Annotated in this window: 20 protein-coding genes and 1 pseudogene; 4 read left to right on the forward strand and 17 right to left on the reverse strand. The window is 30.3% G+C overall.

Features of this window, described 5'->3' with window-relative positions; translation table 11 throughout:
* Nucleotides 1-135: 135 nt before the first annotated feature.
* The 11 genes and pseudogenes from CA_RS14065 to hisS all read right to left on the reverse strand — a co-directional run bounded on the left by CA_RS14065 (nucleotide 136) and on the right by hisS (nucleotide 14,729).
* Nucleotides 136-1,047, reverse strand: a complete 912-nt coding sequence (locus tag CA_RS14065; RefSeq protein ID WP_010966017.1) for a sensor histidine kinase — start codon at nucleotides 1,045-1,047, stop codon at nucleotides 136-138.
* Between the two features lie 47 nt (nucleotides 1,048-1,094).
* Nucleotides 1,095-3,722, reverse strand: coding sequence for an ABC transporter permease (locus CA_RS14070; protein ID WP_010966018.1), 2,628 nt, complete (start codon nucleotides 3,720-3,722; stop codon nucleotides 1,095-1,097).
* Nucleotides 3,719-4,401 (reverse strand): annotated as a pseudogene (locus CA_RS14075) (ABC transporter ATP-binding protein). Before CA_RS14075 ends, CA_RS14070 begins: the two are co-directional and overlap by 4 nt.
* 66 nt (nucleotides 4,402-4,467) lie before the next feature.
* A complete protein-coding gene (locus tag CA_RS14080; protein ID WP_010966020.1) occupies nucleotides 4,468-5,217 on the reverse strand; it encodes an ABC transporter permease in 750 nt (249 codons plus the stop codon).
* Nucleotides 5,217-6,122 carry an ABC transporter ATP-binding protein gene (locus CA_RS14085; RefSeq protein WP_010966021.1) on the reverse strand — a complete coding sequence of 302 codons (906 nt, stop codon included), beginning with the start codon at nucleotides 6,120-6,122 and terminating at the stop codon, nucleotides 5,217-5,219. Before CA_RS14085 ends, CA_RS14080 begins: the two co-directional genes overlap by 1 nt.
* A gap of 118 nt (nucleotides 6,123-6,240) precedes the next feature.
* Nucleotides 6,241-6,918 (reverse strand): response regulator transcription factor, encoded by a 678-nt coding sequence (locus CA_RS14090; protein ID WP_010966022.1) that lies wholly within the window; start codon nucleotides 6,916-6,918, stop codon nucleotides 6,241-6,243.
* 211 nt (nucleotides 6,919-7,129) lie between these two features.
* Nucleotides 7,130-10,621 carry an SbcC/MukB-like Walker B domain-containing protein gene (locus CA_RS14095; RefSeq protein WP_010966023.1) on the reverse strand — a complete coding sequence of 1,164 codons (3,492 nt, stop codon included), beginning with the start codon at nucleotides 10,619-10,621 and terminating at the stop codon, nucleotides 7,130-7,132.
* The gene (locus CA_RS14100; RefSeq protein WP_010966024.1) at nucleotides 10,602-11,828 is read right to left on the reverse strand and encodes an exonuclease SbcCD subunit D; all 1,227 of its coding nucleotides are present in this window, start codon (nucleotides 11,826-11,828) and stop codon (nucleotides 10,602-10,604) included. Before CA_RS14100 ends, CA_RS14095 begins: the two co-directional genes overlap by 20 nt.
* A gap of 245 nt (nucleotides 11,829-12,073) precedes the next feature.
* Complete coding sequence (locus CA_RS14105) at nucleotides 12,074-12,730, reverse strand: TIGR00266 family protein (protein ID WP_010966025.1); 657 nt, start codon at nucleotides 12,728-12,730, stop codon at nucleotides 12,074-12,076.
* Between the two features lie 78 nt (nucleotides 12,731-12,808).
* Nucleotides 12,809-13,339 (reverse strand): GNAT family N-acetyltransferase, encoded by a 531-nt coding sequence (locus CA_RS14110; protein WP_010966026.1) that lies wholly within the window; start codon nucleotides 13,337-13,339, stop codon nucleotides 12,809-12,811.
* Nucleotides 13,340-13,436: 97 nt separating this feature from the next.
* Entirely contained in the window at nucleotides 13,437-14,729 is a 1,293-nt protein-coding gene (gene hisS / locus CA_RS14115) for a histidine--tRNA ligase (RefSeq protein WP_010966027.1), read from the reverse strand.
* A gap of 215 nt (nucleotides 14,730-14,944) precedes the next feature.
* On the opposite strand from hisS, the gene gpmA reads away from it, so the two are divergent.
* Nucleotides 14,945-15,676: a 2,3-diphosphoglycerate-dependent phosphoglycerate mutase gene (gene gpmA, locus CA_RS14120; protein ID WP_010966028.1), complete on the forward strand. Its 732-nt coding sequence runs from the start codon at nucleotides 14,945-14,947 to the stop codon at nucleotides 15,674-15,676.
* A gap of 48 nt (nucleotides 15,677-15,724) precedes the next feature.
* On the opposite strand, the gene CA_RS14125 is transcribed toward gpmA, so the two are convergent.
* On the reverse strand, nucleotides 15,725-16,045 hold the full coding sequence (locus CA_RS14125) for a LiaF transmembrane domain-containing protein (protein WP_010966029.1): 321 nt from the start codon (nucleotides 16,043-16,045) through the stop codon (nucleotides 15,725-15,727).
* A gap of 113 nt (nucleotides 16,046-16,158) precedes the next feature.
* Complete coding sequence (locus CA_RS14130; protein ID WP_010966030.1) at nucleotides 16,159-17,448, reverse strand: MFS transporter; 1,290 nt, start codon at nucleotides 17,446-17,448, stop codon at nucleotides 16,159-16,161.
* A 234-nt stretch (nucleotides 17,449-17,682) separates the two neighbouring features.
* Here CA_RS14130 and CA_RS14135 point away from each other — a divergent pair, with 234 nt between their 5' ends.
* Nucleotides 17,683-18,108 (forward strand): putative ABC transporter permease, encoded by a 426-nt coding sequence (locus tag CA_RS14135; protein ID WP_207717163.1) that lies wholly within the window; start codon nucleotides 17,683-17,685, stop codon nucleotides 18,106-18,108.
* Nucleotides 18,109-18,234: 126 nt separating this feature from the next.
* Entirely contained in the window at nucleotides 18,235-19,602 is a 1,368-nt protein-coding gene (locus tag CA_RS14140; protein WP_010966032.1) for a methyl-accepting chemotaxis protein, read from the forward strand.
* A 127-nt stretch (nucleotides 19,603-19,729) separates the two neighbouring features.
* On the opposite strand, the gene CA_RS14145 is transcribed toward CA_RS14140, so the two are convergent.
* The 3 genes from CA_RS14145 to CA_RS14155 form a co-directional block, all read right to left on the reverse strand.
* A complete protein-coding gene (locus CA_RS14145; protein WP_241395374.1) occupies nucleotides 19,730-21,433 on the reverse strand; it encodes a methyl-accepting chemotaxis protein in 1,704 nt (567 codons plus the stop codon).
* 153 nt (nucleotides 21,434-21,586) lie between these two features.
* Nucleotides 21,587-22,876 (reverse strand): glycoside hydrolase family 18 protein, encoded by a 1,290-nt coding sequence (locus CA_RS14150; RefSeq protein WP_010966034.1) that lies wholly within the window; start codon nucleotides 22,874-22,876, stop codon nucleotides 21,587-21,589.
* A 49-nt stretch (nucleotides 22,877-22,925) separates the two neighbouring features.
* A complete protein-coding gene (locus CA_RS14155) occupies nucleotides 22,926-24,371 on the reverse strand; it encodes a DEAD/DEAH box helicase (RefSeq protein WP_010966035.1) in 1,446 nt (481 codons plus the stop codon).
* A gap of 168 nt (nucleotides 24,372-24,539) precedes the next feature.
* Here CA_RS14155 and yfcE point away from each other — a divergent pair, with 168 nt between their 5' ends.
* A complete protein-coding gene (gene yfcE / locus CA_RS14160; RefSeq protein ID WP_010966036.1) occupies nucleotides 24,540-25,082 on the forward strand; it encodes a phosphodiesterase in 543 nt (180 codons plus the stop codon).
* Nucleotides 25,083-25,284: 202 nt separating this feature from the next.
* On the opposite strand, the gene hcp is transcribed toward yfcE, so the two are convergent.
* Nucleotides 25,285-26,877, reverse strand: coding sequence for a hydroxylamine reductase (hcp, locus tag CA_RS14165; RefSeq protein WP_010966037.1), 1,593 nt, complete (start codon nucleotides 26,875-26,877; stop codon nucleotides 25,285-25,287).
* Between the last annotated feature and the right edge of the window lie 74 nt (nucleotides 26,878-26,951).

The raw sequence follows: 26,951 nt of genomic DNA on the forward strand, positions 1-26,951 counted from the left end.
GTATATTAGGGAATTGGGTAATGGTCTAAATGGAGCAGTCAACACTGACTGCTCCATTTTTATATTTAATTTTTTAATATAATACTCTTATAATTGCCATAAAAAAACCATATATAAATATGCATTTGGGTTAAATTAAATTTTAGGAAATGAAATAGATATTGAAAACTTGCCATTATTATAAAAAGCTTGTATTGTTCCATTCAACCGTTTTGTAATTTCTTTAGCTATTGTAAGTCCTAATCCTGTAGTCTTTTTATTTCTAGATTTATCCTTTGTATAAGAACGTTCAAAAATATAATCTAAATCATCTTCGGTCATGGGTTCACTAAGATTATAAAAAGTAAACACATAACTACTGCCTACTTCCTGGATTTCAAAACAATATTCTCCTTTACCATGTACAATTGCATTAAATAAAACATTTGAAAATATTCTTTTCACTCCTTGTTCATCTCCATGTATCATGCACGGTTTTTCCGGTAAATGAACAGATGGTTCTTGTCCCTTTTTATAAAAATCATCATAATACATAACAAGTATATCCATAAAAATTTTTTTCGCATCTATAGGTATATGTTTATAAATAATCTCTCCTGATTCTATACGTACATATTCAAATAATTGTTCCAGTAATATCTTAACCATGTTTTGCCGTTCCAGAACTATTGCTAAATATTCCTGTTGTTCTTTATCTAAATCACTTGCCTTAAGCATTTGAACATACCCACTAGCAGTTGTTAATGGTGTACGTAAATCATGGGAAATATTAGTTATACTCTGTCTGAAATTTCTGTTTAATCTTTTAATTTTTATACGAGACCTTCTTATATCTCCTATTAAATTATTGAGTTGATTAACCAGCTGAGCAATATCTCTTTGTTTTACTACTACTGTCAAAAGCTCATTGGTATCTTTTATATTCATAATTTCTTTTAATTGTTTGGTAATATGTTTAATATTCATGCGATAATATAAATGATAAAAAATAAGCATGACAAGTATAAAAAGGAACAAAAAAGTTGTAACCATCCAAATGTTTTTCATACTAACTCCTTTATATGAATCACCTTGTATTTATACAAAAACTAAAATTATACTACTTCATCTTTCATTGCTTCTATAATATTATTTTGCTTAATTGATTTAGAAGAAATCCAATATGACAAGAATATAGAGGCAAATATTATGATAACATAAATTGAAATTTCTGTACCTTGAAAAACAGCCATAAATTCTTTCCATGTTATTGATGTTAGCTTAAGCATATAAAAACAAATGATAAATACAACTGGAATACCAATAATAATTGGTTTCAATGCAAAAAACAAACCTTCTAAGCCAAGCATTTTATTTGATCCTTTAGGTGTTACTCCAACTGATCGCAGCATAGAAAATTCTTTCTTATGAAGCCTAATATTATTTGAAACAGTTGAAAATGTATTGAAAATACCAATTATTCCAATCATTAAAGCAACAGCAAAAACGCTAGTTGAAATAGCTTTCTGGATAAGCTCTTCATGATGCTTTTCGTCTACTAAGCTCCATATTGTAAAATCCTGCGATCCTAAGTAGGAATTACAAATTTGTGTTAGCTTTTTCTTTACATTTGGACTTGCCTTATCCCCAACTAATAAATCAATTGACATTATATTAGCTTCAAGCTCACGACTTGATGAAAAATTACCAACTATCTGTTTATAATTTTTCACAGGAATAATTAAAGCTAAATTGTATCTATTAGTTTTTATGTCACTTGGACAAACCCCTGTAACATCACCTACTTTAATCTTGAATTTATTATTTGTTTGCATATTATCTTCTACTTTTTCATATAAAAGCATTTTACTTCCAGCTTTTGTATTTAACAAAGGTAATAGTTTCACCTCACTAGAATTATCTGGTTTATACTGTGTGCTATTTAATAGTATACCTGTTGTTGCATCTTTTTTATAATATTTTTCAGAATTAGTACCAATTTTTTTGCAATACTTCTTAAAGGCTTCATCATTCAATCCTACCAAATTCACTATAATTCTATATCTGCCATTTTGTTTTAATACGTTGTACTTTTTGTTGTCAACTCCGGCAAATCCACCAGCTTTAGCAAAAATTTTTGACTCCTGATTTGATTCTAAATAAGTTGAAGTACGTACTTGCCTTCTAATTACACTATCTTTAACTTCAGGTAGAGATATAATTTTATTAATCATTTTTTCATTTGGTTCATCAATAGTGTTTAAATTAAGAGTAATATCATGACTAAATATTTTGCCGTTCTTAGAATTTGCCAAATTATATATTGAAATAATATTAATATAGGCTGCTATTAAAATAAAACATATTGAAATAGATAAGGTAGCTGTACGTAAACTTTTCTTATTAGCTGAAGCTTGAGAACTTGCCAGTTCACCTTTTATACCAAATATTTTTTTAATCATTGAATGATTTTTTATTTTTGCCATTTTCATATTCTGACGTATTCCAGAAACAGCTGACACTTTTGCCACTTTTCTTGCTGGAATATAAGCAGAAATTAGAACAGTAATTAACGAAATAACTGCCGAAAAAACAATTACTATGAAGGAGAAAGAAACATGGATACTATTATAATCTTCTTCAATACTAAGAATTCCATTAACTTTAGAAAATACACCATAACTAAAAATATATCCTACAATTAAACCAATCGGTAATTGAATAATCCATAATAAAAATCCTTCATAAATTACAGAATATTTAATTTGTTTTGGTGTTGCTCCTAAGCTTTTTAGAATACTCAATTCCTTAATTCTGCTATTAGCAGATAGTGAAAATGCATTATAAATAATAAGAATAAACGTGCCCATGACTAGTAAAAATAAAATTATCACTATAGTCATAATTATAATAAATTGGGTATTTGCGTCACTGTTATTACTAATTCCATATAGATTTAACAATTGAGTATTATACATAACATTATACTGACCATGTTTATCTTTGTTTAATCCAACATACTCGGCAATTTGCGGTAATGTTTTATATATTTCATATGGATTATTAAAGCGCATGTAAACTGTTAGTTTGTCATTCGGTTTGATATGTGAAATGTTTAAATATCCCATTGCAATATACCCTGGATAAGCTGAAATTCCCGAAATATCTAACTCACCAACTATTGTATAAGTTTTAGTTCCCTTTACCTTAAATGTTTCACCTAACCTTTTATAAGCTTGAGTTTGAAGTACTTTATTGTTTAACATTCTATTTCCTATTGGAAGTGTCAGCTTATCACCAATTTTGTATGCAGGATTATCTGTAAAAAATAATTTTGATACCACGATTTCCCCACTTTTTTTAGGAAGCCTGCCATGTATAAGCTCATTTTTCAAATTCATATCGTTCCAAAAATTTTCATCTGCATCTCTCATTAAAAAATATGGACTTTTTGTATTAGAAAGTTCAGCAGTAACCCAATCTCCTTTAATCATTACAGTTTTAACAGATGAATCTTTTTGGATTTTTTTCACCTTGTCACCAGATATATCCTCCTTCAATTTTCCTTGCCAATAACCTGATTTTTGAATTGTTGATGTTACCTTCGCACTCCACATAGAGTAAATAAATATACAAAGCGAACATAGCAAGGCCGATGCAATTGTTATAGCCACTAATATAGAGATTGTATGCCTTTTATTCTTTTTTATTTGGTTATAGGTGTATTCATTCATTATTTTCATTGCCCCATCACCTCATCCGAAACTATTTTTCCATCAAAATTTTAATACTTCTATCAGCTAAGGCGGCAATTTCTTCGTCATGTGTAATCATAACAATTGTCTGCTTGTACTCCTTGTTTGAACGTTTTAAAAGGTCAATAGTTGTTTTGGTGTTTTTTCTATCAAGATTACCAGTTGGCTCATCTGCCAAAATAATAGACGGCTTATAAATCAGTGCTCGTCCTATAGCTACTCTTTGCTGCTGTCCACCAGAAAGCTGATTTGGAAAATGATTAAGCCTTTGCGTCAAACCAAGCATTTCTACAATATTATTAAATTCTTCTTTCTTTGGTTTTACATTATCTAATAACATGGGTAAAAGCATATTTTTTTCCACAGTAAGAGTAGGAATTAAATTATAAGATTGATATATTAATCCTATTTTTCGCCTACGAAATAAAGCAGCCTCTGTTTCATTCATATCTGAAATATCTGTTTTATCTATATATATTTTTCCTTTTGTAGGATGATCTACACACCCCAGCATATGAAGAAGTGTAGATTTTCCCGATCCACTTGGTCCAATTATTGAGACAAATTGCCCTTTATCTATTTTTAAATTTAAATTATCTAATGCAGTAACCTTTGTATCCCCATTTCCATAGATTTTTGAAAGATTTTCTGTTCTTAATATATACAAAATATTATCTCCTCTCATTTAATTATCTAATTACATTTTTAATTGACAAACTTTTATTTATTATCATCAATCAATATCTCTTTTTGAGAATATTAAACTAGATGCCAAAAGTGTAATTATCCCAATTAATACAAATATAATTGAACATTTCACAACATCTTCTGGTTTTGAATTAAAATTAATTAGGGTATTACGCATATTTGTAAGAGAGTATTTTGTAAAAACATCATTCTTTGTTAATAAAGTAAGTAAATTTGTTATAAGATTGCAGCTTACCACTAATAACATAGAAACTATAATTGTAACGCTTACACTTTTTATAAAATAAGATAAAAAAGTGCCAACTCCGGACACACCCCAAAACATGCAAATCATTCCTATATTCATTCGAATAAATGCTGCTATAGGAACTTCTCCTAATCGAAAGAAAATTGTATCTGTTAATAAATTTAAAATTCCAAAACTTAATAAGATTATTGTAATGATAGAAGACATAGCTATATACTGTCCAAGAACTAATTTCCATCTTGCAATTCCATGGCAGGCCATTTGCCGTATGCTGCCATTTGCATACTCAGCAGTAATTAAACAAACCACAAATATAAGGATAATATAGAAAACAAAATCTGCATTGTAGGATTCTCGATAGCTAGAAAATCCCGTTACTAACGTTTGTCCTTTTATCTTAGAAGTGACAAGAGTTGATTTCTTTAAAAATATAGAAATACAATTCATTGCTAGGAGTATAATTGATATGGCATAAAAAATTTTACTTTTAAATATCTTATAAAATTCACTAGAAATTACATTTAGCATTATTGATTACCTCCCATCATTTTCACGAAATACGCTTCTATATCATTTCCTTCTAAACCAATACTTGATACTAAAACGCCATTTTCAATCAATTCTTTATTAATCTGGGCTGGTATATCCAGGCAATCATAAATGCAAATTTTTCCTTCATTAAACACTTCAAAATCTGAACTTTTTATGTCATTTTTTAAAATGTAAGCTGCCTTTTCAGAATCATTCACTACTACATTAAGACATTTTTTGCAGCGCTCATTCAATTCAGATGCTTTAAATTCATCGATAAGCACTCCTTTATTTATGATTCCATATTTTGTTGCAATCTTAGCAAGTTCGCCTAAAATATGAGAAGAAATTAAAATGGTAATTTCATTTTCAGTATTTAGTCTTAATAGCAGTTCCCTAACTTCTTTAATACCGTAAGGATCTAATCCATTGATGGGTTCATCTAAGATAAGAAAATCAGGATTACCTAATAATGAAATTGCAATGGATAAGCGCTGTTTCATTCCAAGCGAAAAAGCTTTAGTTTTCTTTTTTCCTGTATCACCCAAGCCAACTAGATTTAAAACCTCATCCACATTACTATAGTCTACAATGCCAAGCAACTTATCGTAATAAATCAAGTTTTCTCTTGCTGTCATATAAGGGTATAATGCTGGATATTCAATAATACATCCAATTCTTTTTCTTCCTTTTTCTACATCGCTGCTTTCAAATAATTGAATATCCCCCTGACTTTGATGAATTAATCCACAAGCAATTTTCATAATTGTTGTTTTACCTGCACCATTCTTACCTATTAAACCGTAAATATCACCTTTTTCAACCTTCATATTAATCTTATTTACAGCTAATTGTTTTCCATATTTCTTAGTCAAACAATTAGTTTGCAATACTAATCCCATATACTTATACCTCTTACTTTCTGTAATTAAAATATTTTTTAATTCTATATTTAAATAGTAACTAAAAAGTATTAAAATACATTTTAGAATTTATCAAGAAAGTATCAAGTTTTATAAATCAATTATCTTGCATTTTATATCCTATTCCCCAAACTGTTTTTATATATGTATCACCATGTTTCAATTTATTGCGCAAATTACTAACATGCACTGTAACAACTCTTTCATCTAGAATATATTCTTCAGACCAAACACTTTCAAATATATTCTGTTTTGTAAATACTTTCTTAGGATTGCTAATTAGTAATTCTAATATTTTATATTCTTTTACTGTAAGTTCAATAGGTTCATTATTAATGGTTACAATATGATTTTCACTATCTAAAACTAAATCTTTAAATGTGAATCTATTGGTTTTATCTATGCTTGTCCCCTTATTCATTCTTCTTAATACTGCACCTATCCTTACAATTAATTCTTCATTATTAAATGGCTTTGTTATATAGTCATCTGCCCCGTCTCGAATCATTCCGAGTTTAGTATCCAAATCATCTTTTGCAGATACACATATAATAGGAATTTGAAATTGTTCATTAATCTTTGTTAAAACTTGTTCACCACTTAAACCTGGTAACATCAAGTCCAATAAAATCAAATCAAAAGACTCTTTTTCTAGTACTAATAGAGCCTCTGTACCAGAAAATACAGCTTTCGCCATATATTTATTTTTTATTAATAGTGTTTGTATCATTTCGTTAATTTTAGCATCATCTTCTACGATTAATATCTTATCCATCCTACTCTTCCCCTTTACGAACGTTCTTAATAATTACATATTTCTTAATTTTTTTCCTTAGTTCAATAAAGTTATTATAATATATTAAATTCAGATAGTACAAATTTATGGTTGGCTTACACTCATAGCTTAAAATACCTAAAATTAATATCCTTTATAAAAAAGTAACTTATAAGTAGGTTCTTGATTACTTATAAGTTACTTTTTAAATTTAGCTTATTTCAAGTTTAACTTTACTTCCTCCAACTCCAGCTTCCGCAGGGCTTACTATGAGCCTTACTGGCATCCTTTCTTTTATTACTTCAAGGTGACTTATTATTCCAACAGAAAGTCTTTCACTGTGTATTTTTTCAAGCGAATCCATTACTACCTCAAGAAGGTTGCTGTCTAAAGTTCCAAAACCTTCATCCAGGAAAAATAATTCAAGTGGTGCACTTCCCCTTAGTTGTATTTGATTTGAAAGAGAAAGCGCCAGCGCTAAGGAGGTTACAAAAGTCTCTCCCCCTGACAAAGTTGAAGCATCTCTTTTAGCTCCTCCATTTTTATAATCCCTTATAATGAACTTTCCATTATCATCTACTTCAAGTCCGTAATTTCCACCAGTGATTTCCTTTAATCTTTTTGAAGCTTCTATTGATATATATTTAAGCTGATTTAATGCAACAAATTCAACAAATTTTTTACCCTTAAATAATTTTTCAAGATCATCTAAAAGACTTAATTTATGTTCTAACTCTTGCTTAGTTTTAAGAAGTTTCCCAAGTTCCTTAAGTTTTATTTCTATGTTTTTAACCTCTTCCTCAAGTTTTATACTTCTTTCTTGAAGCGCTTTTGCCTTGGAAGCTTTCTCAACTCTATTATTTTGAATTTCTATCCACTTTTCTTCCGTTAATTTTCTATTCTTAAGCTTCTTGCTTAAAACCTCCACAGCTCCATTTACCTTTGAAAGTTCATTTTTATACTTTTCAACATCGCTTTTAAGCAAATTTATTTCTTTATCGTTTAGATAATTTTCCTTAGCTTTCTCTATATTTTCAAATTTTTCTTCCATAAGTATTTTATTTAATTTGTCTATATCATTAACTTTCCTATCCTTGAGACTGGACAAATTACTGTGATACTTTATTATTTCATCACTACACTTTCTGTATTTGTCCTCAATTTCATTCATTTTCTTATCACATAAATTATACTGTTCTTCAATTTTTTTAATTGTACCCTCTATCTTTTCTTTAAGTTCGTATAAATTATCTAATACTCCTACTTTATTTTTTATTAGTTCTATTTTCTCGTTTATTATTTTATCTTTTTCCTTAAGCTCAGCTTTATTTTTGCTAAGCTCCTCCTTTAGTCTACTACACTTATCCATTAGCTGCTCTTTTTCTGTGTGTCTTATGTTTAAAAGGTTTCTTAGATCCTTTATTTCACCTTCTGCCTCTACCCTTACTCTTTCCTTTTCCAATATTTCTTTCATTTCAAATTTAAAATCTTGAATCTTTAGTTCAGCTTTTAAATTTTCTATTGTATATGCTACTTCATTAAATTCTTTAATAGCCTCTTCCAATTCGCTTTTTAAATCTACAATACGTTTTTCACACTGCTTTTCAACTGTCTTTTCCTTCTGATATTCAACTTCAATTTTATTTGAGCGTTCACTTAAGTCCTTTATATTATCATCAAGTTGTATTTTTTCTAAATTAAATTTGTTTACTTTCTCCTTTAAATAATTAAATTTCTTTTCCATACTTTCAAGAGAAACTTCTTTAAACTCTTCTCCAAGGTTATTTATGCTCTCATTAAGCTTTTTAATATTTTTTTCTTCTACTTTAATGCTAGCTTCACACATAACTATTTCTTCATTTTCAAACTTACGTTTTTTTTCAAAGCCTTCGAGCTCACTCTTAAGTGTTTCCAAAGCCTTTAGGTCAACTTCCTTAAATCCTTCTTTTATATGATGCACAGAACCACATACAGGACATGCCTCTCCACTCTTAAGCTTTTCTCTAAGTACATGAGCCATGTTTTCCGTCTCTAAAGACTCTATTTTAATATTAACTTTTGATATTTTATCCTCTAATTTTGTCATTTCCTCTTTTTTGGTTCTTAGAACTTGCTCTGAATTTTCTACAACCCTTAAGCTTGCCTTTAAGCTTTCATTATACTCACTATACTTAGCCCATTTTTGCCTAGAATCATTTAATTTTTCTTGAAATGTAAGAAGTACATCATCTTTAGGAAAGTCCTTATTTAAATCCTGAAGCTTTTTTGTGTATGTATCTAATTTACTTCTCTCTTCCTCTAACTTATTAAAAAGCATTTCTTTTTTACTTTTAGCTTTTTCAAAATCAACTTGAAATTTATCACAATCAAGTCCAAGCTTATTTTTATGTTTTAATTTTTCATCATAATTCCTCAATAAAAATATTCCTTCATTAATTTTATTTTTATATTCTTCTGGAACCTTAAGATTATCAATCTTACTCTCCAAATTCTGTATTTTCAAAGTTAATGAGTCTATATCTTTTATGTTCTGTTTTATTAATTCTTCTTTGTTACTCGCCTCTAAACTAAGCTTTTCTATTTTTCCTTGGAGCCTTTTCTTTTCAAGCTTTATATTATCCAAAAGATCTTTTTCTTTTATTGCATCTAATATAATGTGATGTTTAATCATAAACTTAGGAAGTGCTTTTTCCTTATTATCCTTTGCAATACTTAATTTTTTCTCCATGTCCTCTTTTTCCAAGCTTATAGCTTTCATTGTGTTCTCACGAGAAAGGATTTGTTCTTTTAATATATCAATTTGTTTTAAAGTATTTTCATAATTATCAATGTAAGGCTTAACCTTCGACGAACTTTCACCTAAACGGGCTCTTTTTTCCTTTAAGTCTATTTCATCTTTTTTCTCCATAAGATCTTTACGAACTCTATTTTTTTCCTCTATTTCAATTTGAAGACCCCAAACCTCTTTTCCTTCATTGTATTCCTCTTCTGCCTTTAGATACTCCTTTGAAGCTTCATTAAAGAAATCATTATTTTCTTTCAAAAGCTCTCTTCTTTCCTTTAGAACATCTTCATTTATATTTTCATATCCCTTTAATTCTCCTACTAAAACATTTTCCTTTTCTCTTTCTTTTCTTATTTTTCTAGCTAATTTAAAAGAAAGCTCATCCCCGTATTCCTGAAGATTAAATAGTCTTTCAAGCATATTTCTTCTTTCTTTTCCTTCAAGTTTTAGAAATTCGCTAAACTTTCCTTGAGGAAGTACAACAGTTCTCGTAAAATCATCTAAGCTCAGTCCAATTATTTCCTGACACTTTTCATTTACACTTTTAGCTCCTTCTTCTAAAACTTCAACCTCATCCCCTGTAATATCAACAATTTTAGCTGACTTACTTCTAACACTTCCTGTTTTATTATCTCTTCTAAATTCTCTTTCCACTAAATATCTTTTTATTTCTTTTCCTGATATCTGAAATTCAAAGCTTACGTTAAGGCTATTACAATTCGTATTCATAAAGTTTGAACTTTTTCTTGCCACTTCCCCGTAAAGTGATAAGGTTATTGAATCAAGTATTGTCGTCTTTCCACTTCCAGTAGGTCCAAAGATTCCAAATAGTCCTCTCTTTGTTAGTTTTTCAAAATTAATCTCCTGTTCATTCTCAAAGCTGTTTAATCCTTTAATTCTAACTCTTATGGGTTTCATCTTCTGCCTCACCTCCATTTATAATAGATAACAATAAATCCACAACCTCGTTATCTGGCTCAACCTTTCTTTCTTTTTTATAAAATTCTTTAAAAATCTCTTCGAAAGGTCTTTCTTTAAAGCTTGCCATGTCTATAATCTCATTATCCACACTAACCTTAGGCAAAATTTCTAATATATCTTTTTTTAGACTTTTCATTGCCTTCATTTCTTCTTCGCCTATATATTTATCAGTTACTATCTCAAGATAAACCCAACAGTCCCTGTCCTTATTTTCTTCACATTTCTTAATCGCTTCTTCTACTCCAGTACATTTCCAAACTTCTATAGGTTTATATACCTTAAATTCAATTTCATCTACAATAGGCTCTTTTCCTGCCTCTATATTCACTAAAAAACATTTTTTCTTGAAGTTTATCTCCTTTTTATTGTACTGGATTGGCGAACCTGAATATCTTGCTATTTTATGTGTACCTGGTACTAACTGCGGTTTATGTACATGCCCTAGAGCAACATATTGAGCATTTTTAGGAAAGCAGTCTCCATTTACAATAAAACTTCCTCCAAGCTGAACATTTCTCTCAGAACCGCCTTCTTCACTTCCCATCGCAAAAAGATGAGAAACCACCATATTTATAGTATCATCTCTAAAGTTTTCACTTAACCTATCAAAAAGCTGTTTTATTCTATCACCATATGATTTTACCTTTTCCTCTTCACTGTCCATTTCTTCATAAAGAACTTCATTTAATCTTTTTTCACTTGGATAAGGCAGCGTAATAATAGATGCCCTTTCACCATTAACTTCAATTTCAATAAAGCCCTCCTTAGATGAAAGTACTTTATGTTTTCCATATTCTCCAGTAGGAACAACTGATTTAGGAGTACCAACCATTATTATGCCATGATCACGTGCAAGCGGTCCTGCAGCCACGAGCCTTTCCGGGTTATCATGATTTCCTGCTATAACAAGGGTTACCCTCTCTCCATTTTGTGATATTTTTTTAAGTGTGCTGTAAAACATTTTCTCAGCTCTAGCTGGTGGATTGTAGGTATCATATATATCTCCTGCAATAACAACCATATCTATATTATTTTCTTCAACTATCTTAATAAAGTCTTCTAAAAATTCCTCTTGTTCATCCATTCTACTATAGCCTTCTAAGTTTTTACCTAAATGCCAATCAGAAGTATGTAAAATCCTCATTAACCTATCCACCCCTTACTTGTAACCTTTTCATTAACATTTCATATAATATATTTTAACATACATTAATATTATTCAGTAACTACTTTACATAAATGGCGCCTTTGAAAACTATTCCATTTATCCTTTTTAAAACAAAAACTTGTGTAAGCACGAAAGTTTTCCCTTTACCACTTACACAAGTTTATTAAAATTAAATAAAGTATACGAAAAAGCAGATAACCCATTAGTTATCTGCTAAAATATTATGAACTTTTTCCTGCTAACATTTTAGAAGGATCTCTACTTTGAATGAGCATTTTACCAGGTCCCTCAAACACGCAAACCAGCCCTTCTCCTCCAGTAATTGAACCAAATAAACCATTTAAAAGCTCAACTTTATAGTTCATACTGCTTTCCCATAATACAAGATGATTTGTATCAACTATGTATTTTTCACCTTGAGATAGAGTTATTTCATGTATAGCTCCATATGCACTTAGAAACAAGATTCCGGAACCCTCTGCTTCTATTTGAATAAAGCCCTCTCCCGATAAAAATCCCTTTCCTCCGCCAGACTTTATATTAAGATTTATTTTATCTGTTGAAGCCAAAAAGCTTGCTTTCCCAAGCCTATATTTTACAGAGCCATCCATATTAACTGCTTTAATGTCTCCTAAATATTTAGGTGCTACTAATATTTCTCCATAACTTTTAGCAACGTATTCTTGAAGAAAAGCAGAAGTGCCACTAAATAATCTTCCAATAGCTTTTCCAACACTTCCTGCCTTTGATTTAATTTCAAAATTAGGATTCATAGCTGCCATAGCTCCTGCTTCTATAATAACCTTATCTCCTGCCTGAGCTTTTACTTTAAGTAACCTATTTGTATCTCCATAAAGCATTTCATAATCTGCCGCCATTTAAATTCCCCCTTATAAAATATTCATATCAAAATTATATAGTATAAAATACCATTCTACAAGGTTTTATTTTCCTCTTTAATGTTTTTTCGTATTTATATAGAAAGCCTCATGTTCCTCACCCTCATCCTTGAAAGTTCTGCTTAAAATACCTCCATTTTTTAAAATTGTTTTTCTTGAAGCCTCATTTTCTTTCTTGCATACTACACATACTTCAGTAAGTCCTTTTTCCCTTGCATATTCTAATATTTGTCTTAAAATCTCAGACGCATATCCTTTTCTTCTTTCCGAAGGTCGTACACTATATCCAATATGACCTGAATTTTTATAAAAATCATTTAAATAATGCCTTAGGTTAACTATTCCTATAATTTTATTATCGCTTTTTCTAACTGCAAAAAAAGTAGTTGAAACTACCCACTTTGGATTTACAGTTTCCTTTTTTAAATTATTTCTAATTATCTTTAGCCACTCAGCGTAGTCATCCACATAATCAAGTTTAAAGCTTCCATTTATAATCCTCTCACCACAGTCAAGGAACTCCTTCTTAAATTCCATCGCCCTAACTTCTAATTCCTCTTTAGGAAATACTAAAATTATCTCCTCCATTTTTTATCCCTCTATTCAAACAACTATATTATACCAATTATAACTTATCTACCCAATTAAGTAAAATTAAGAGGCTGCTTAAATTGCAGCCTCTTTACTATATCTCTTCTATATTAAGTTTTTTCTGCTCACCAGTTATCATATCCTTTATAACTAGCTCCTTATTCGTTACTTCATCTTCTCCAATTAAAATTACATATTTTATATCAAGTTTATTTGCATATGTAAGCTTCTTTTTGAGTTTTCCTTCTTCAAAATATATTTCAGCACTTTTTCCGTTTACAAGTAACTTGTTTAAAATTTTAGTGCAGTACTCAAAGGTATCTCCTATAGGTACTATTAAGTATTTCTCATTTAAACTGCTGTTATAATTTTCTATAAATCCTATTTCTCTAAGTACAAAGAAAAGTCTTGTTATTCCAATAGACATACCAACCCCTGGAAGAACATTTTCAGTATAGTTTTGTGCTAAATTATCATACCTTCCACCTGAACATATAGAACCATAGGATTCATTTCCTGTTAGAAGTGTTTCAAATACAGTACCAGTATAGTAATCAAGACCTCTTATTATTTTAAGGTTTATAGCATACTCACTGTCTTCTACTCCAAATAGCTTTAAATACTTTATAACCTCTTCAACTTCTTCTATTCCTTTTTCAAGCATTTCATTTTTTATTTCTACTTTTTTAAGATTTTCTACAACCTCATCACTTGAACCGCTTATTTTTATTACCTTACTAATAACCTTAGCCTTCTCTTCACCTATAAGCTTATTTAGTTCAGATAAAAACTGTTCTTCTGTAATCTTATCATATTTGTCTATGAGAATCATTACTTCCTGCATATTAGTAATGTTAAGTCCTTCTAAAACCCCTGTAAGTATTTTTCTATTACTTATTTGGAACTTATAGCTATCAAGTCCTATTTTTCTTAATGCTTTAGATGCCATGTTTATTATAAATGCATCATTTTTTATACTTAGATTTCCATTTCCAACAACATCAACGTCACATTGATAAAACTCTCTATAACGCCCCTTTTGATTTCTTTCTCCTCTATAAACCTTTCCCAGCTGATATCTCTTAAACGGAAAAGTTAAATCGCTCATATATTGAGCTGCAAATCTTGAAAACGGCACTGTTAAATCAAATCTTAAAACTTGTTTTCTATCCTCATTATCAATACGATATACCTGTTTTTCAGTTTCTCCTGCCGATTTTGCAAGAAGTACCTCTTCCTTTTCAATTATTGGGGTATCCATAGGTAAAAATCCATTTTGCTCATAAACACCAGTTATTTTTGAAACAATATCATTGAATACAAGCTGTTCTTTTGGTAAAAGTTCCATAAATCCCGGCAAAATCGACGGTTTAATTTTATTATTCATTATAATTAATCTTCCTTTCTACAGTATAAATATAGAGAACTACTGCAATAACTTATAGCCCGCTGTTTTCTTATAATAATCTAATCCTTTTTTATAATAATATAACATTTTTATGTTTTATTAAATACAATACATTATATATTATAAATAATTTTCATTCATTTGCCTAATAATAATTTATAAACGCTGTAAATTAATTAAAAGGTGGCGATATTGTGAGAAAACTTGTGTTATTAAGACACGGTCAAAGCGAATGGAACAAAGAAAACAGATTTACTGGCTGGACTGATGTTGATTTATCTGTAGATGGAGTTAGCGAAGCCGCTCAAGCAGGAAGAATACTGAAAAAAAATAACTATACCTTTGATGCTGCTTATACTTCAGTGCTTAAAAGAGCCATAAGAACACTTCAAATAGTTCTATATGAAATGGACCTTCTATGGATACCCGTCTATAAATCCTGGAAATTAAACGAAAGACATTATGGTGCACTTCAAGGACTAAACAAAGATGAAACTAGAGATAAATATGGAGAAGATCAAGTTCATCTTTGGAGGCGTTCTGTTGAGGTAAGACCGCCTGCTTTAGAAAAATCTGATAAAAGATACCCCGGTAATGAAAAAAAATATGCTTCGTTAAAGGAAGAAGAATTGCCTGTTACTGAAAATCTAGAAGATACAGAAAAAAGGGTTTTACAGGACTGGCGTGAATTAATAGCTCCTAATATAAAGGGAGGTAAGAATATTATAATTTCTGCTCATGGAAATACTCTAAGAGCTCTTGTAAAATACCTTGACAACATACCAAGCGATGGAATAGCAAATTTAAATATTCCTACTGGAACCCCTTTAGTCTATGAGCTTGATGAAAATTTGGAACCAATAACACGCTATTACTTAGGTATGGATGGAAAAATAGAGGATGATAAATTCCCTAAAAAAGTTTAAAAAAGTAATGCCTTAAAACAAAACTATTTTGTTCTAAGGCATTACTTTTTATCTATTAAATGCTTTTCTTCTTGGAAATAATAGTGAAATCCCAACAATTATAATCATGCAAGGTGCAATAAATACCTCTGCACTATATGGTACAAGGTGAAGTGCTTCTATTTCAAATATCATTCCGAACAAAACCATTACTGCTCCACCTATATTAAACCTGCCAATTTTATATAAACGCTGTGCACCTACAGCAATTAAAATCAAAGGCCAAAAAACCGAACTCACATTTCTAACATCTATAATTCCTAATTGTGAAGAAAGCATTGCTGCTCCAGATAGTATAATAATAACTGCTATAAATAATCTTGTTTTCATATTAACCACTCCTAAACGTAATTTATGATGTAATTATATAATTATTATATAGTATCTTTAAGTGAGCTAAGTAATATTTAATACATGACATAAGTCATAAATATATATGCTTATTATTCAATAACTATAATATTATCATCTACTTTATCATCTTCATCCTCTCTCGCATCCTTAACCTTAGTAAGTACTATTCCACCAATTACAAACAAAATTAAAATACTAAATATACCATTTGTAGACTTACCAGTTATTTGAGTAATTACAGCAACTAAAAGAGGTCCTAAAATTGAAGCAAATCTCCCAAATATATTAAAAAATCCAAAAAACTCATTATTTTTTTCTTTCGGAACTAACTTGCCAAAATATGATCTACTAAGTGCTTGTATACCTCCCTGAGATGTACCAACAAGAACAGCTAATATTATAAAGCCAAGAATGTTATGAATGAAGTTTGCATACACACAAATTATTGAATAAATTATTATTCCAGCATAAAGCATTGTCTTTCCCTTAAATTTTTCTGAAAGTTTGCCAAATATAATGGCACACGGAAAGGCTATAAACTGAGTAAACAATAATACAACTAACATTACTGTAGAGTTTATACCAATATCAGCTCCAAAGGAAGTTGCCATTGTTATAATTGTGTTCACTCCATCTATAAAGAAGAAATATGATATCAGAAATATAACTAAATTTTTATGCTTTCCAATATTTTTAAAGGTACTCCCCAACCTTTTTATACTGTTTACAATAACCCTATGCTCTTTTTTTATCCCATAAATCTGTTTCACATTTTTCATTATAGGAATAGAAAACATGGTGCACCATATTGCAGTTATTACAAAGGTTATCTTACAAGCTGTCATAATGGAAATTGGAATTATATGAAGCTGCGCTAATATTACTATACTCATGCATACTGCAAAAGCTAAAATATTTCCTAAATATCCACACGCATATGCAATGGAAGAAAGCATATCCATTTTACTCTTTGGTGTTATATCCACTAAAAATGCATCATAAAAAACATTGCTACCGGCATTTCCAATAGTACTTATTATAAATACTATAACAAGAGGCAACCAAGCTGAATTTGGCACAGCAGCAATAAGAGCCGTAAAAATTATACCTATAATACAAAACACTTTGAAGAACTTCATTTTATATCCAATATAATCTGCTATAGTGCCTAATAAGGGTGCTAAAAGTGCTATCAAAAGCCTTCCTATTGAATTTGAATATCCCCAATAAGCTGTTGAACTAGCCTCTGATCCCCCTGCATTTTTAAACACCATTCTAAAATAAATAGGAAGTATAGTTGTTATAATTATCATGCTGTAAGTAGAAATAGTGCAATCGTATAATATCCAGCTTTTTTCTGCCTTGTTGTATTTATTCATAAAGACACCTCTCTTAATACAGTAAACTTAAGCTATACATGTACAAATCTTTCACACGTATAGCTTAGGTATAAACTGTTTTTACTATAACTTTTGTTCAATTATATACTTATTACATTATGGAAATATTAAGTTTATGTAAAAATACCCAAAATGGATTTAACTGCATACTATAGATAGTAGACATATCTCATATAAATGAATATTTTGGCCTAATATAGGCAAACTAACTTCATGAAAATTTTAAGATTTATAATATATGGCATTGCAGGATGGTGCGTAGAAATAGTATGGACAGGATTGGGTTCAATGCTAAACGGCGATGTAACTCTTCGCGCATGGACAAATATTTGGATGTTCTTAATATACGGCTTAGCAATCTTTTTGGAACCAATTCACAACAATATAAGACATTTGCCTATTCTAGTTAGAGGGGGGATTTATTCAACATTAATAATCATTTCAGAATATATTACTGGTTCTTTTTTATGTTTTATGTTGGGCACCTGTCCTTGGCATTACAGTTCAGGCCCTTTTACCATCCAAGGAATAACACGACTAGACTACTTCCCATATTGGCTAATTGCAGGACTACTTTTTGAAAAACTTCATGATGCACTTTTAAAAATTTCAATTAACGTAGAACAATCAAGCTCGTAATACAAAAATGCTTTTAACTTTGTATTGCGATAAAATAATAAATCACATAAAAAAACATATGTGATTTATTATTTTAACAAAGTGAGGTGCAAAATTCACTGTTTTAAAATTTGTGAATTAATAAGAATGAGAGAAGAAATAAATTACAACTTTCAAACTGTTCATTTAATTAACGTTGTGATAATATCTGCAATTTTATTCCTCTCCATTGTTTTAGCATTTATAAATGGCTTAGAGACTAATCAGCTTGCTATAATAATATGTACAGCTTTGCCAATGGAGGTTATAACAATTTTAATATATAAATTTAATACTACCACAGACTTAAAGGCTATATGCTATAGCATACTGATATTTTCATCTGCATATCTACTAACCTTTTTTAATTCAAAATTATCGCTAGCTTTTTTTATCTACTTTTTTATAAGTATTACAACCATTTCTATGTACTTCAAACAAAAACTCATACTAATTCACGGACTTCTTCTTAATTTAGCTTGGATAATGCTGTATGTAATTTCACCTGAGGAACTTGGTTATCCTTCAAACATTTCACTATTTACAGCTATTTTAGTACTCATCAATATTACTATTTATTTAATGTATATCAAGATTAGATGGACAAACAATTTTACTAAATCCTTAGAAGAAAAAGAACTAGAAAATGAGAAACTGCTGAAAGACCTAAATTCCTCTATGGACGTAATTCCAGAAAGTTCTACAGTAGTAAATAAAAATTTAAAAAATTTCAATATGAATCTTACTTTTCTAAAAAAATCTAGTAATGAAATGACTGAAGCTGTAAACGAGACCAAACATGGAATGAGTGAAAATATTGAAAAAGGAAGCAATGAAATAAATGAAATGTGTACTAAAGTACAAATAGTTAAAGATTCAGTAGATTCATCTTTTAATGCTGTAACAAAACTCAAGGAAAATTCTAGAAGAATAACAAAGTTTCTTATGACCATTAAAAATATAGCAGATCAAACAAATCTTCTATCTATAAATGCTAATATAGCTACTGCAAGAGCTGGTAAATCAGGCCGTGAATTTTCAGTGGTTGCAAATGAAATAGCTAAGCTTGCCAATAACAGTTCCGAGATGGTTGAAAATATAAATGAAATTATTGAAGATATAGATATAATTACTAGGGAAACATTTTATAAAATAAAGGAAGGAAATACCGCTGCGAAGGAGAGCTTAACTATCGTATATGAAGTTTTAAATAAATTTAATTTTATAGCTAATTCCTTTAATGTCAATAAATTTAATATACTTGATGAAACCCAAATGATAAAAAATATAACTTCAACTTTTAAAGAAATTGAAAATGAAATGGATTTTATATCAAGTATTTCTGAAGAACATGCAGCTGCCAGTGAAGAAATTCTTAGCAATATTGAAGAACAAAATGAAAATATAAAGCAAATCCTTAATGCAATGTATGAATTGAAATTAATTGTTGAAAGGCTTATGAAGGTTATAAAATAAGAATAAAATTAAGGGAAAGCTTATTGCTTTCCCTTTTCCTTATTATTCAACTTCAAAACTCTCTATATTTTCAAATGGTACATAGTGCTGCTTAGTTGGTTCAATTCCTTTTTATGGTATACATTACCTAAATCTTGAACTTATGTACCAATTCGTTAAGCTTTAACGCTAATTGTGCTTGGCTTTGAGATGCAGTTGCTACTTGTCCTATTCCGTGATTTGCTTCTTCGATTCCACTCTTTATATTATAAGTATTTTCCGATACACTTTGAGCACTAGATGCCACTTCTTGAATAGCACTACTTACATCACTCATGGTTTCATCAACAGCTTTAGCCATTGCAGATATGTTTTCTGAAGTTGTACTTATAAATTCAGCATCCTCATAGTACTTGTTGCCAATTTCCTCAAATTTCTTAAGCTCAGCTTTCATATCATCTTTCATAAATACCATAACATCATTAGCACTATTTGAAAGATTTTCAAATGCAACTTGTACCCTTTCAATTGTATCTTTTATGCCATCTACTGATTCTCCTACTTCCTCTGAAAGTTTTCTAACCTCTTCTGCTACAACTGCAAAACCTTTTCCACTTTCCCCTGCTCTTGCAGCTTCAATTGCTGCATTTAAAGCAAGTAAATTAGTCTGCTCTGCTATACTTGCTATAGACTCTGCCATTTGTTTTATCTCACCAACGACTTTTCCATCTTCTATTGATTTTAATATTTCGTTTTCTTTATCCTTATAAATACTCTCTACTTTATTTACAGATTCTACTCCACTATTTTTAACTTCTATGGCCTTTTCTCTAGATTTAATTGAACTATTGCTTTGCTCTACTGTATTATTTGATAATTCACCTATATTAGCATTAACTTCTTCAACTGATGCTGTTAACTCTTCTGAAGATGCACTTGTTCTTTCAGTTTGTTCTGCTATATATTTAGTTGATTCTGTTATCTCTTCAAATTTAGAGTTAATTTCCTCAACTGTAGCCGAAAGCTCTTCACTTGAAGCACTTAAATCTTGAGAATTTTCTAAAATAGTTTTAATAATATTTTTAACATTATCCTGCGCTTTCATAAGGAATTTACTTGTATCTCCAAATTCATCTTCCCTATCAACTTTAAGCTCTGACGAAAAATCATAATCAGACATCCTTTTAACAACATTATTTATCTCTAACAAGCAATTCTTAATATCTTTTGTTAAAATTAGAGAAAGTGCAATAACTATAACAATAATTAACACCATAATAAATATTAGTAATTTTACAAAGTTAGCAGCTGTTGCTGTATTTGAAGCATTCTCACTTCTAGATTGAGTAAAGTTATTATCTACAATTTTTTTTGTTTCTTCAAATATTTTTTGTCTGTTTTGAGAATTTGATTTATTTAAATTTGCCGCTGTATCAAAATCATTTTTCTGCGCAGCCTCAATAACCTTATCAACTGTACCTAAATAATTTTCACTAGTTTCCTTAATAGTTTGCCAACTCTGTTCATTAGCGGCTTCACTAGATATTGCTTCATACTTTTTAATAAATGTAGCAACTTCTTTTTCATCGTTTACAATTTCAGTTTTAGCTTCTTTTATATTTGAAACATCTCTTTGGTATACTATTTTTAATACATCTGCTCTTATTTCAGTTAATCTTTGTTCCATTTCTCCTAAATAGTAGACTTTCTTTAAATTAACTTTATACATTTTAGTAGCACTACCGCTTACTTTTTCTAATGTTCCAAGAGCAGTTATTCCAACTATTATAAGAAAAACCATAATAATTAAGAATGAACTTACAAGTTTAGTTCCAACTTTCATTTTCCCCATTAATTTCAATATAATCACCCTTTCAGCTAATAATGTTAAATATATAAACATTATCGATATTTATCTTCAATTTCTAAATATATAAACGTTAATACAATAAAAAAAACGTACATAGATTATTCAAACAAATCCATGTACGTTCCTTACTCAAATTTATTTCAGCTTTGTTATATTAAACATATTATTTAATACTCTAAAGTTTTGCACAAAAGGCTGTGCTAAAACCCAATAGCTTACACCTCTTAGTCCATATCTTGAAACTAGTTTATACTTTTCCTCAACACTTCTCGCATCTTCAAACCAAACCACATGCTGCCTTCCATTTGCATCGACATAATTATAGTAAGGAGCTTGAGATTTTGTATCGTATTTTATTATAGCTCCATATCTTCCTGCCCTCTGGACGGCTTCATCGTTTCCTATGCTTTCTGCAAATTCTCCTTTAGGTACATATGGAAGTGTCCAGTCATAACCGTAAAGTGGTATTCCCATCATTATTTTTGATGGAGGTATAACACTTACAGCATATCTTATTACCTTTTCAACTTCATCTATTGGTGCAACAGCAAGAGGAGGCCCTCCTGACCAACCCCACTCGTAGGTCATAATTATAACAAAATCTACTATTTGACCATGAGCTCTATAATCGTGTGCTCCATGCCAAGAACCTTCTGTTATATCGTAGGTTTTTGGTGCTAAAGCTGTTGCCACAGTATAATTAGGATGCAGTGCTGCCACAAGCTTTCTCAGAAAATCATTATACTTTTCTCTATCTTTTGGAGGTATTCTCTCAAAATCAACTACTACTCCATAATAACCCTTAGCTCTTATTAAATTTAATATATTAGTTATAAGAGTATTTGAAAGGGACTCACTATTAAGTATGTTACTTATAAGCTCACTATTGAAATTTGATCCAGCTGTACCTGTTATATTTGTAACCGAAAGCATAGGCTTAACGCCGGCTCTTTGAGCTTGATTTATTATATTTTCATCATCAAGAGGAGTAAGTCCTGCGGTTTCCGTTACATGATGACTAAAAGGAGTTACATACGTAAGATATGGTAATGCACCACTTAAAACGGTATTTTCTTTTTCTGGTGTTGATGGCTGAATAAATGCGTTAACTTCTATATCGCCATAACTCTTGGCGTTTTCAGGTATCCTAATTACCAATCCAGGTTGAATCTGAGATGGATTTTCAATATTATTTAAATCTGTAATGCTCTTAGGTGTAACTCTAAACCTTCTTGCTATGGACCACAGTGTATCTCCCTGCCTTACTCTATAGGTTATTTCAGTACTTGGAACCACAATCGCCTGCCCAACTACTAGTCTATTATTTTGAAGATTATTTGCATCTAGAATACTTTGAGGTGTAACTCTAAATCTTCTTGCTATTGTATAAACACTGTCGCCTGGTTTAACAACATATATTCTCAACTAATTTACCTCTTTAAAATACTACCATTAGTTATTATATTCAAAGCTGTTATTTCTGTGCTTTCTCCGCTCTTACTTTTTTTCCCTTTATTGTCTTATCCTCAATTGCATTAAGTACTATATCACCTTTTCCTGATAATATTTCAACATATGAAAAGTTATCATGTATATCAATAATTCCTATATCTTCTGGGCTTACCCCATCTATACTTGATATAGTTCCTGCTATATCTCCTGGTCTTATCTTCTTTTTCTTTCCTGCACTTAAATAAATTTTTGTAATATCCTTATTTAGTTTTTCAGATTTATTTGCCTTTGTTTTATTTAACTGTTTAGAAGCGGTTTTAAATACTTCTTGCCCTTTTTTAACCTCTTCCCTTGTTGGAGGCTCTTCTTTTATTATTTCTAAAGAGAACTGTTCTTCAATTTCCTTAAGAAATCTTTCTTCCTTTGATGTCACAAAGGTTATTGCGATACCCTTATTTCCCATACGTCCCGTTCTTCCAATTCTATGAATGTAGCTTTCCTTCTCCATAGGTATATCATAATTTATAACATGTGTCACATTTTCAACATCGATGCCTCTAGCCGCCACATCTGTTGCTATTAAAAATGTAAATTCTCCTCTTTTAAAAGCATTCATAACTGCTATTCTATTCTCTTGAAGCATTCCTCCATGTATTGCCATACAGGAAAACTTCATATTTTTCATCTTAACCAAAACATCCTCTACGTTGTTTTTAGTCCTGCAAAATATTATAGAGCTTCCAGGTACCTCTTTATATATTACTTTCTTTAGCAAATCAAACTTTTCACGACTTTCAACCTCGTAGTAAACCTGATGAATTCCTCCTTTGGTCTTTCCTTCATTTTGAACCTCTATGTTCTCAAAGTTCTTCATATACTTTTTAGAAAGCATTACTATTTCCTCCGGCAGTGTTGCTGAGAAAAGAAAAGTATTTTTATTTTTAGGCATTTTTATAAGTATGCTTTCAACCTGCTCTATAAAGCCCATATTGAGCATTTCATCTGCTTCATCTATAATAAAGTATTTCACTTTTTCTAGATTCAAGGTTCCTCTTTCAATATGATCTAGAACTCTTCCAGGTGTACCAACTACAATATGTACTCTTTGCTTAAGCTCTCTAATTTGATTTGAAATTGGCTCTTTTCCGAAAATACTTATGCACCTTAATCTTTTAAATCTTCCTATATTTAAAAAGTCCTCTTTTATTTGATAGGCTAGTTCTCTTGTTGGAGCTAAAACCAGAACCTGAGGCTCTCTTTCTTCGAGTTCTATTTTTTCACAAACAGGAATTGCAAAAGCCGCTGTCTTTCCACTTCCTGTTTTGGCCTTTGCAATTATATCCTTACCATTAAGAATTACAGGAATAACCTTTTCTTGAATACTTGATGGTTTTTTATACCCAAGCTTTTCTATTGACTTTAAAATTTCTTCACTTAATCCTAAATCTCTAAAACTTAATTCACTCATTTTAGTACCTCTTATTTTCTTATATTATATGTAATAAAACCTTATATAGTATACCACTCAAACAACAAATTTAATATAAACAGGCCAAATTCCTCATTAGTTTATGTTCATTGACACTTTTAATTAAAATTACTAAAATATAATTAATTGAAAGGACGGTGGCACAAAATGAAAATATTCTTCATGTCTGATATTCATGGTTCACTTCATTATCTTGAAAAAGCCTTAGCAAGATTCAAAGAAGAAAATGCTGATTTTATAGTTATACTAGGCGATGAACTATATCATGGAGCCAGAAATCCTCTCCCTCTTGGCTACAATCCAAAAGCTGTTAGTGAGCTTTTAAACAGCTATAGTGAACAAATAATTGCTATACGTGGAAATTGTGACAGCGAAGTGGATGAGATGGTTTTAACTTATCCCATAATGTCAACTTACTCTACTATTTTATATAAGGATAAAAGACTGTTTTTAACGCATGGTCACGTGTATGGAGAAGAAAATTTGCCAAGGCTTAGACGCGGTGACGTTTTTCTTTATGGTCATACTCATGTTCCAGTAGCTAAAAAGAAGGATGACATATACATAATAAATCCTGGTTCTATATCTATTCCAAAGGAAAACAGTCCAAATTCCTACGCCGTATTTGAAAATGATTTATTTGAAATCAAAGATTTAGCTGGAAACACTTTTATGAAGCTGAATATATAAATAAAATTCAATAAATAAAAAAGATTCACAAATAACTCTTTTATTTGTGAATCTTTAAAACTGCTCTTATTTAATCAACTATTTTAAATATTTGATTTTTCATTAATTACTAATATTTAAATATCTAAAATCTCATATATTTTGCTAATATCAATAAACGTTTTGAGTTAGGAAATCTATATTTACAAGGGGGATTTATTAATTATAGGTTTTCAAACATTTTTATATCATCTTCTACATTAGTTATTCCACCAATTCCAAAGTTATCAACAAGAACTTTGGCAACATTTGGGGATAAAAATGCTGGAAGTGTTGGTCCAAGGTGAATATTTTTAACACCAAGGTGTAATAATGCAAGAAGTACTATTACAGCTTTTTGCTCATACCATGCTATGTTGTATGCTATTGGAAGCTCGTTTATATCATTAAGTCCAAATACTTCTTTAAGCTTAAGAGCTATTACTACTAAGGAGTATGAATCATTGCATTGTCCAGCATCAAGTACTCTAGGAATACCTCCTATATCTCCAAGGTCAAGCTTATTGTATTTGTATTTAGCGCAGCCCGCTGTAAGTATAACTGCATCCTTTGGAAGTGCTTTAGCAAAGTCAGTATAGTAATTTCTTGTTTTTGCTCTTCCATCACAACCTGCCATTACATAAAATCTCTTAATTGCTCCTGATTTTACTGCCTCTACAACCTTATCTGCTAAAGCTATAACCTGGTTGTGTGCAAAGCCTCCGATTATTTCTCCTTTTTCTATTTCAGTTGGTGGCGCACATTTTTTCGCATGCTCTATTATTGCTGAGAAATCCTTTGGTTCACCGTTTTCAATATGTTTTACTCCTGGATAACCTGTTACTCCTGTTGTATACATTCTATCTATATATGAAGCTTTTGGAGGAACTATGCAGTTTGTAGTCATAAGTATTGGTCCATTAAAGCTTTCAAACTCTTCATTTTGTTTCCACCAAGCATTTCCGTAGTTTCCTACAAAGTGTGAATATTTCTTAAATGCTGGATAGTAGTTTGCTGGAAGCATTTCGCTGTGAGTATAAACATCTACTCCAGTTCCCTCTGTCTGCTTTAAAAGCTCCTCTATATCCTTTAAGTCATGTCCACTTATTAATATTCCTGGATTATTCCTAGTTCCTATATTAACCTTTGTTATTTCAGGATTTCCGTAAGTTTCTGTATTAGCTTTATCTAAAAGTGCCATTGCATCTACTCCATACTTTCCACACTCTAAAGCTAAGGCAACTAATTCGTCTGCACCTAAAGTATCATCTAATGTTGCAGCCAAAGCTTTTGACATAAAGCCTTGTATATTGCTATCTTCGTAGCTTAAGTTACGAGCATGCTTTAAGTATGCAGCCATACCCTTGATTCCATAAGTTAATAATTCTCTTAAAGATCTTATATCTTCATTTTCAGTTGAAAGAACTCCTACAGCTTCAGTTTTTTCGTTTAAATTTACATTTCCTCCTGCTGCTGATATTTGTTTCTTCAATTCTTCTTTATATTTAATTCCTTTTTCTATTCTCTCAGTAAATATATTTTCATCAAAATTTGCATTTGTTATTGTTGCAAAAAGACTATCAACTATATAATTATCTATTTCTTTATTTACTAAATTTAATTTTCTTGCCTCAACATTGTATAATGAAACAACCTTTAATGTATATATTAATAAATCTTGTTTTTTCGCTAAATCTTCAGTCTTTCCACATACACCTCTTACTGTACAACCCTTGCAGCCTGCTGCTTCCTGACACTGGTAACAAAACATACTCATTACTCTACCTCCATAAAAATCATATTTTTCTTGTCTATGAGTAAATTATATTATGGACTAGAATTTAATTCCGT

Source organism: Clostridium acetobutylicum ATCC 824 (genome assembly GCF_000008765.1).
In the GTDB taxonomy this organism is placed as follows: domain Bacteria; phylum Bacillota; class Clostridia; order Clostridiales; family Clostridiaceae; genus Clostridium_S; species Clostridium_S acetobutylicum.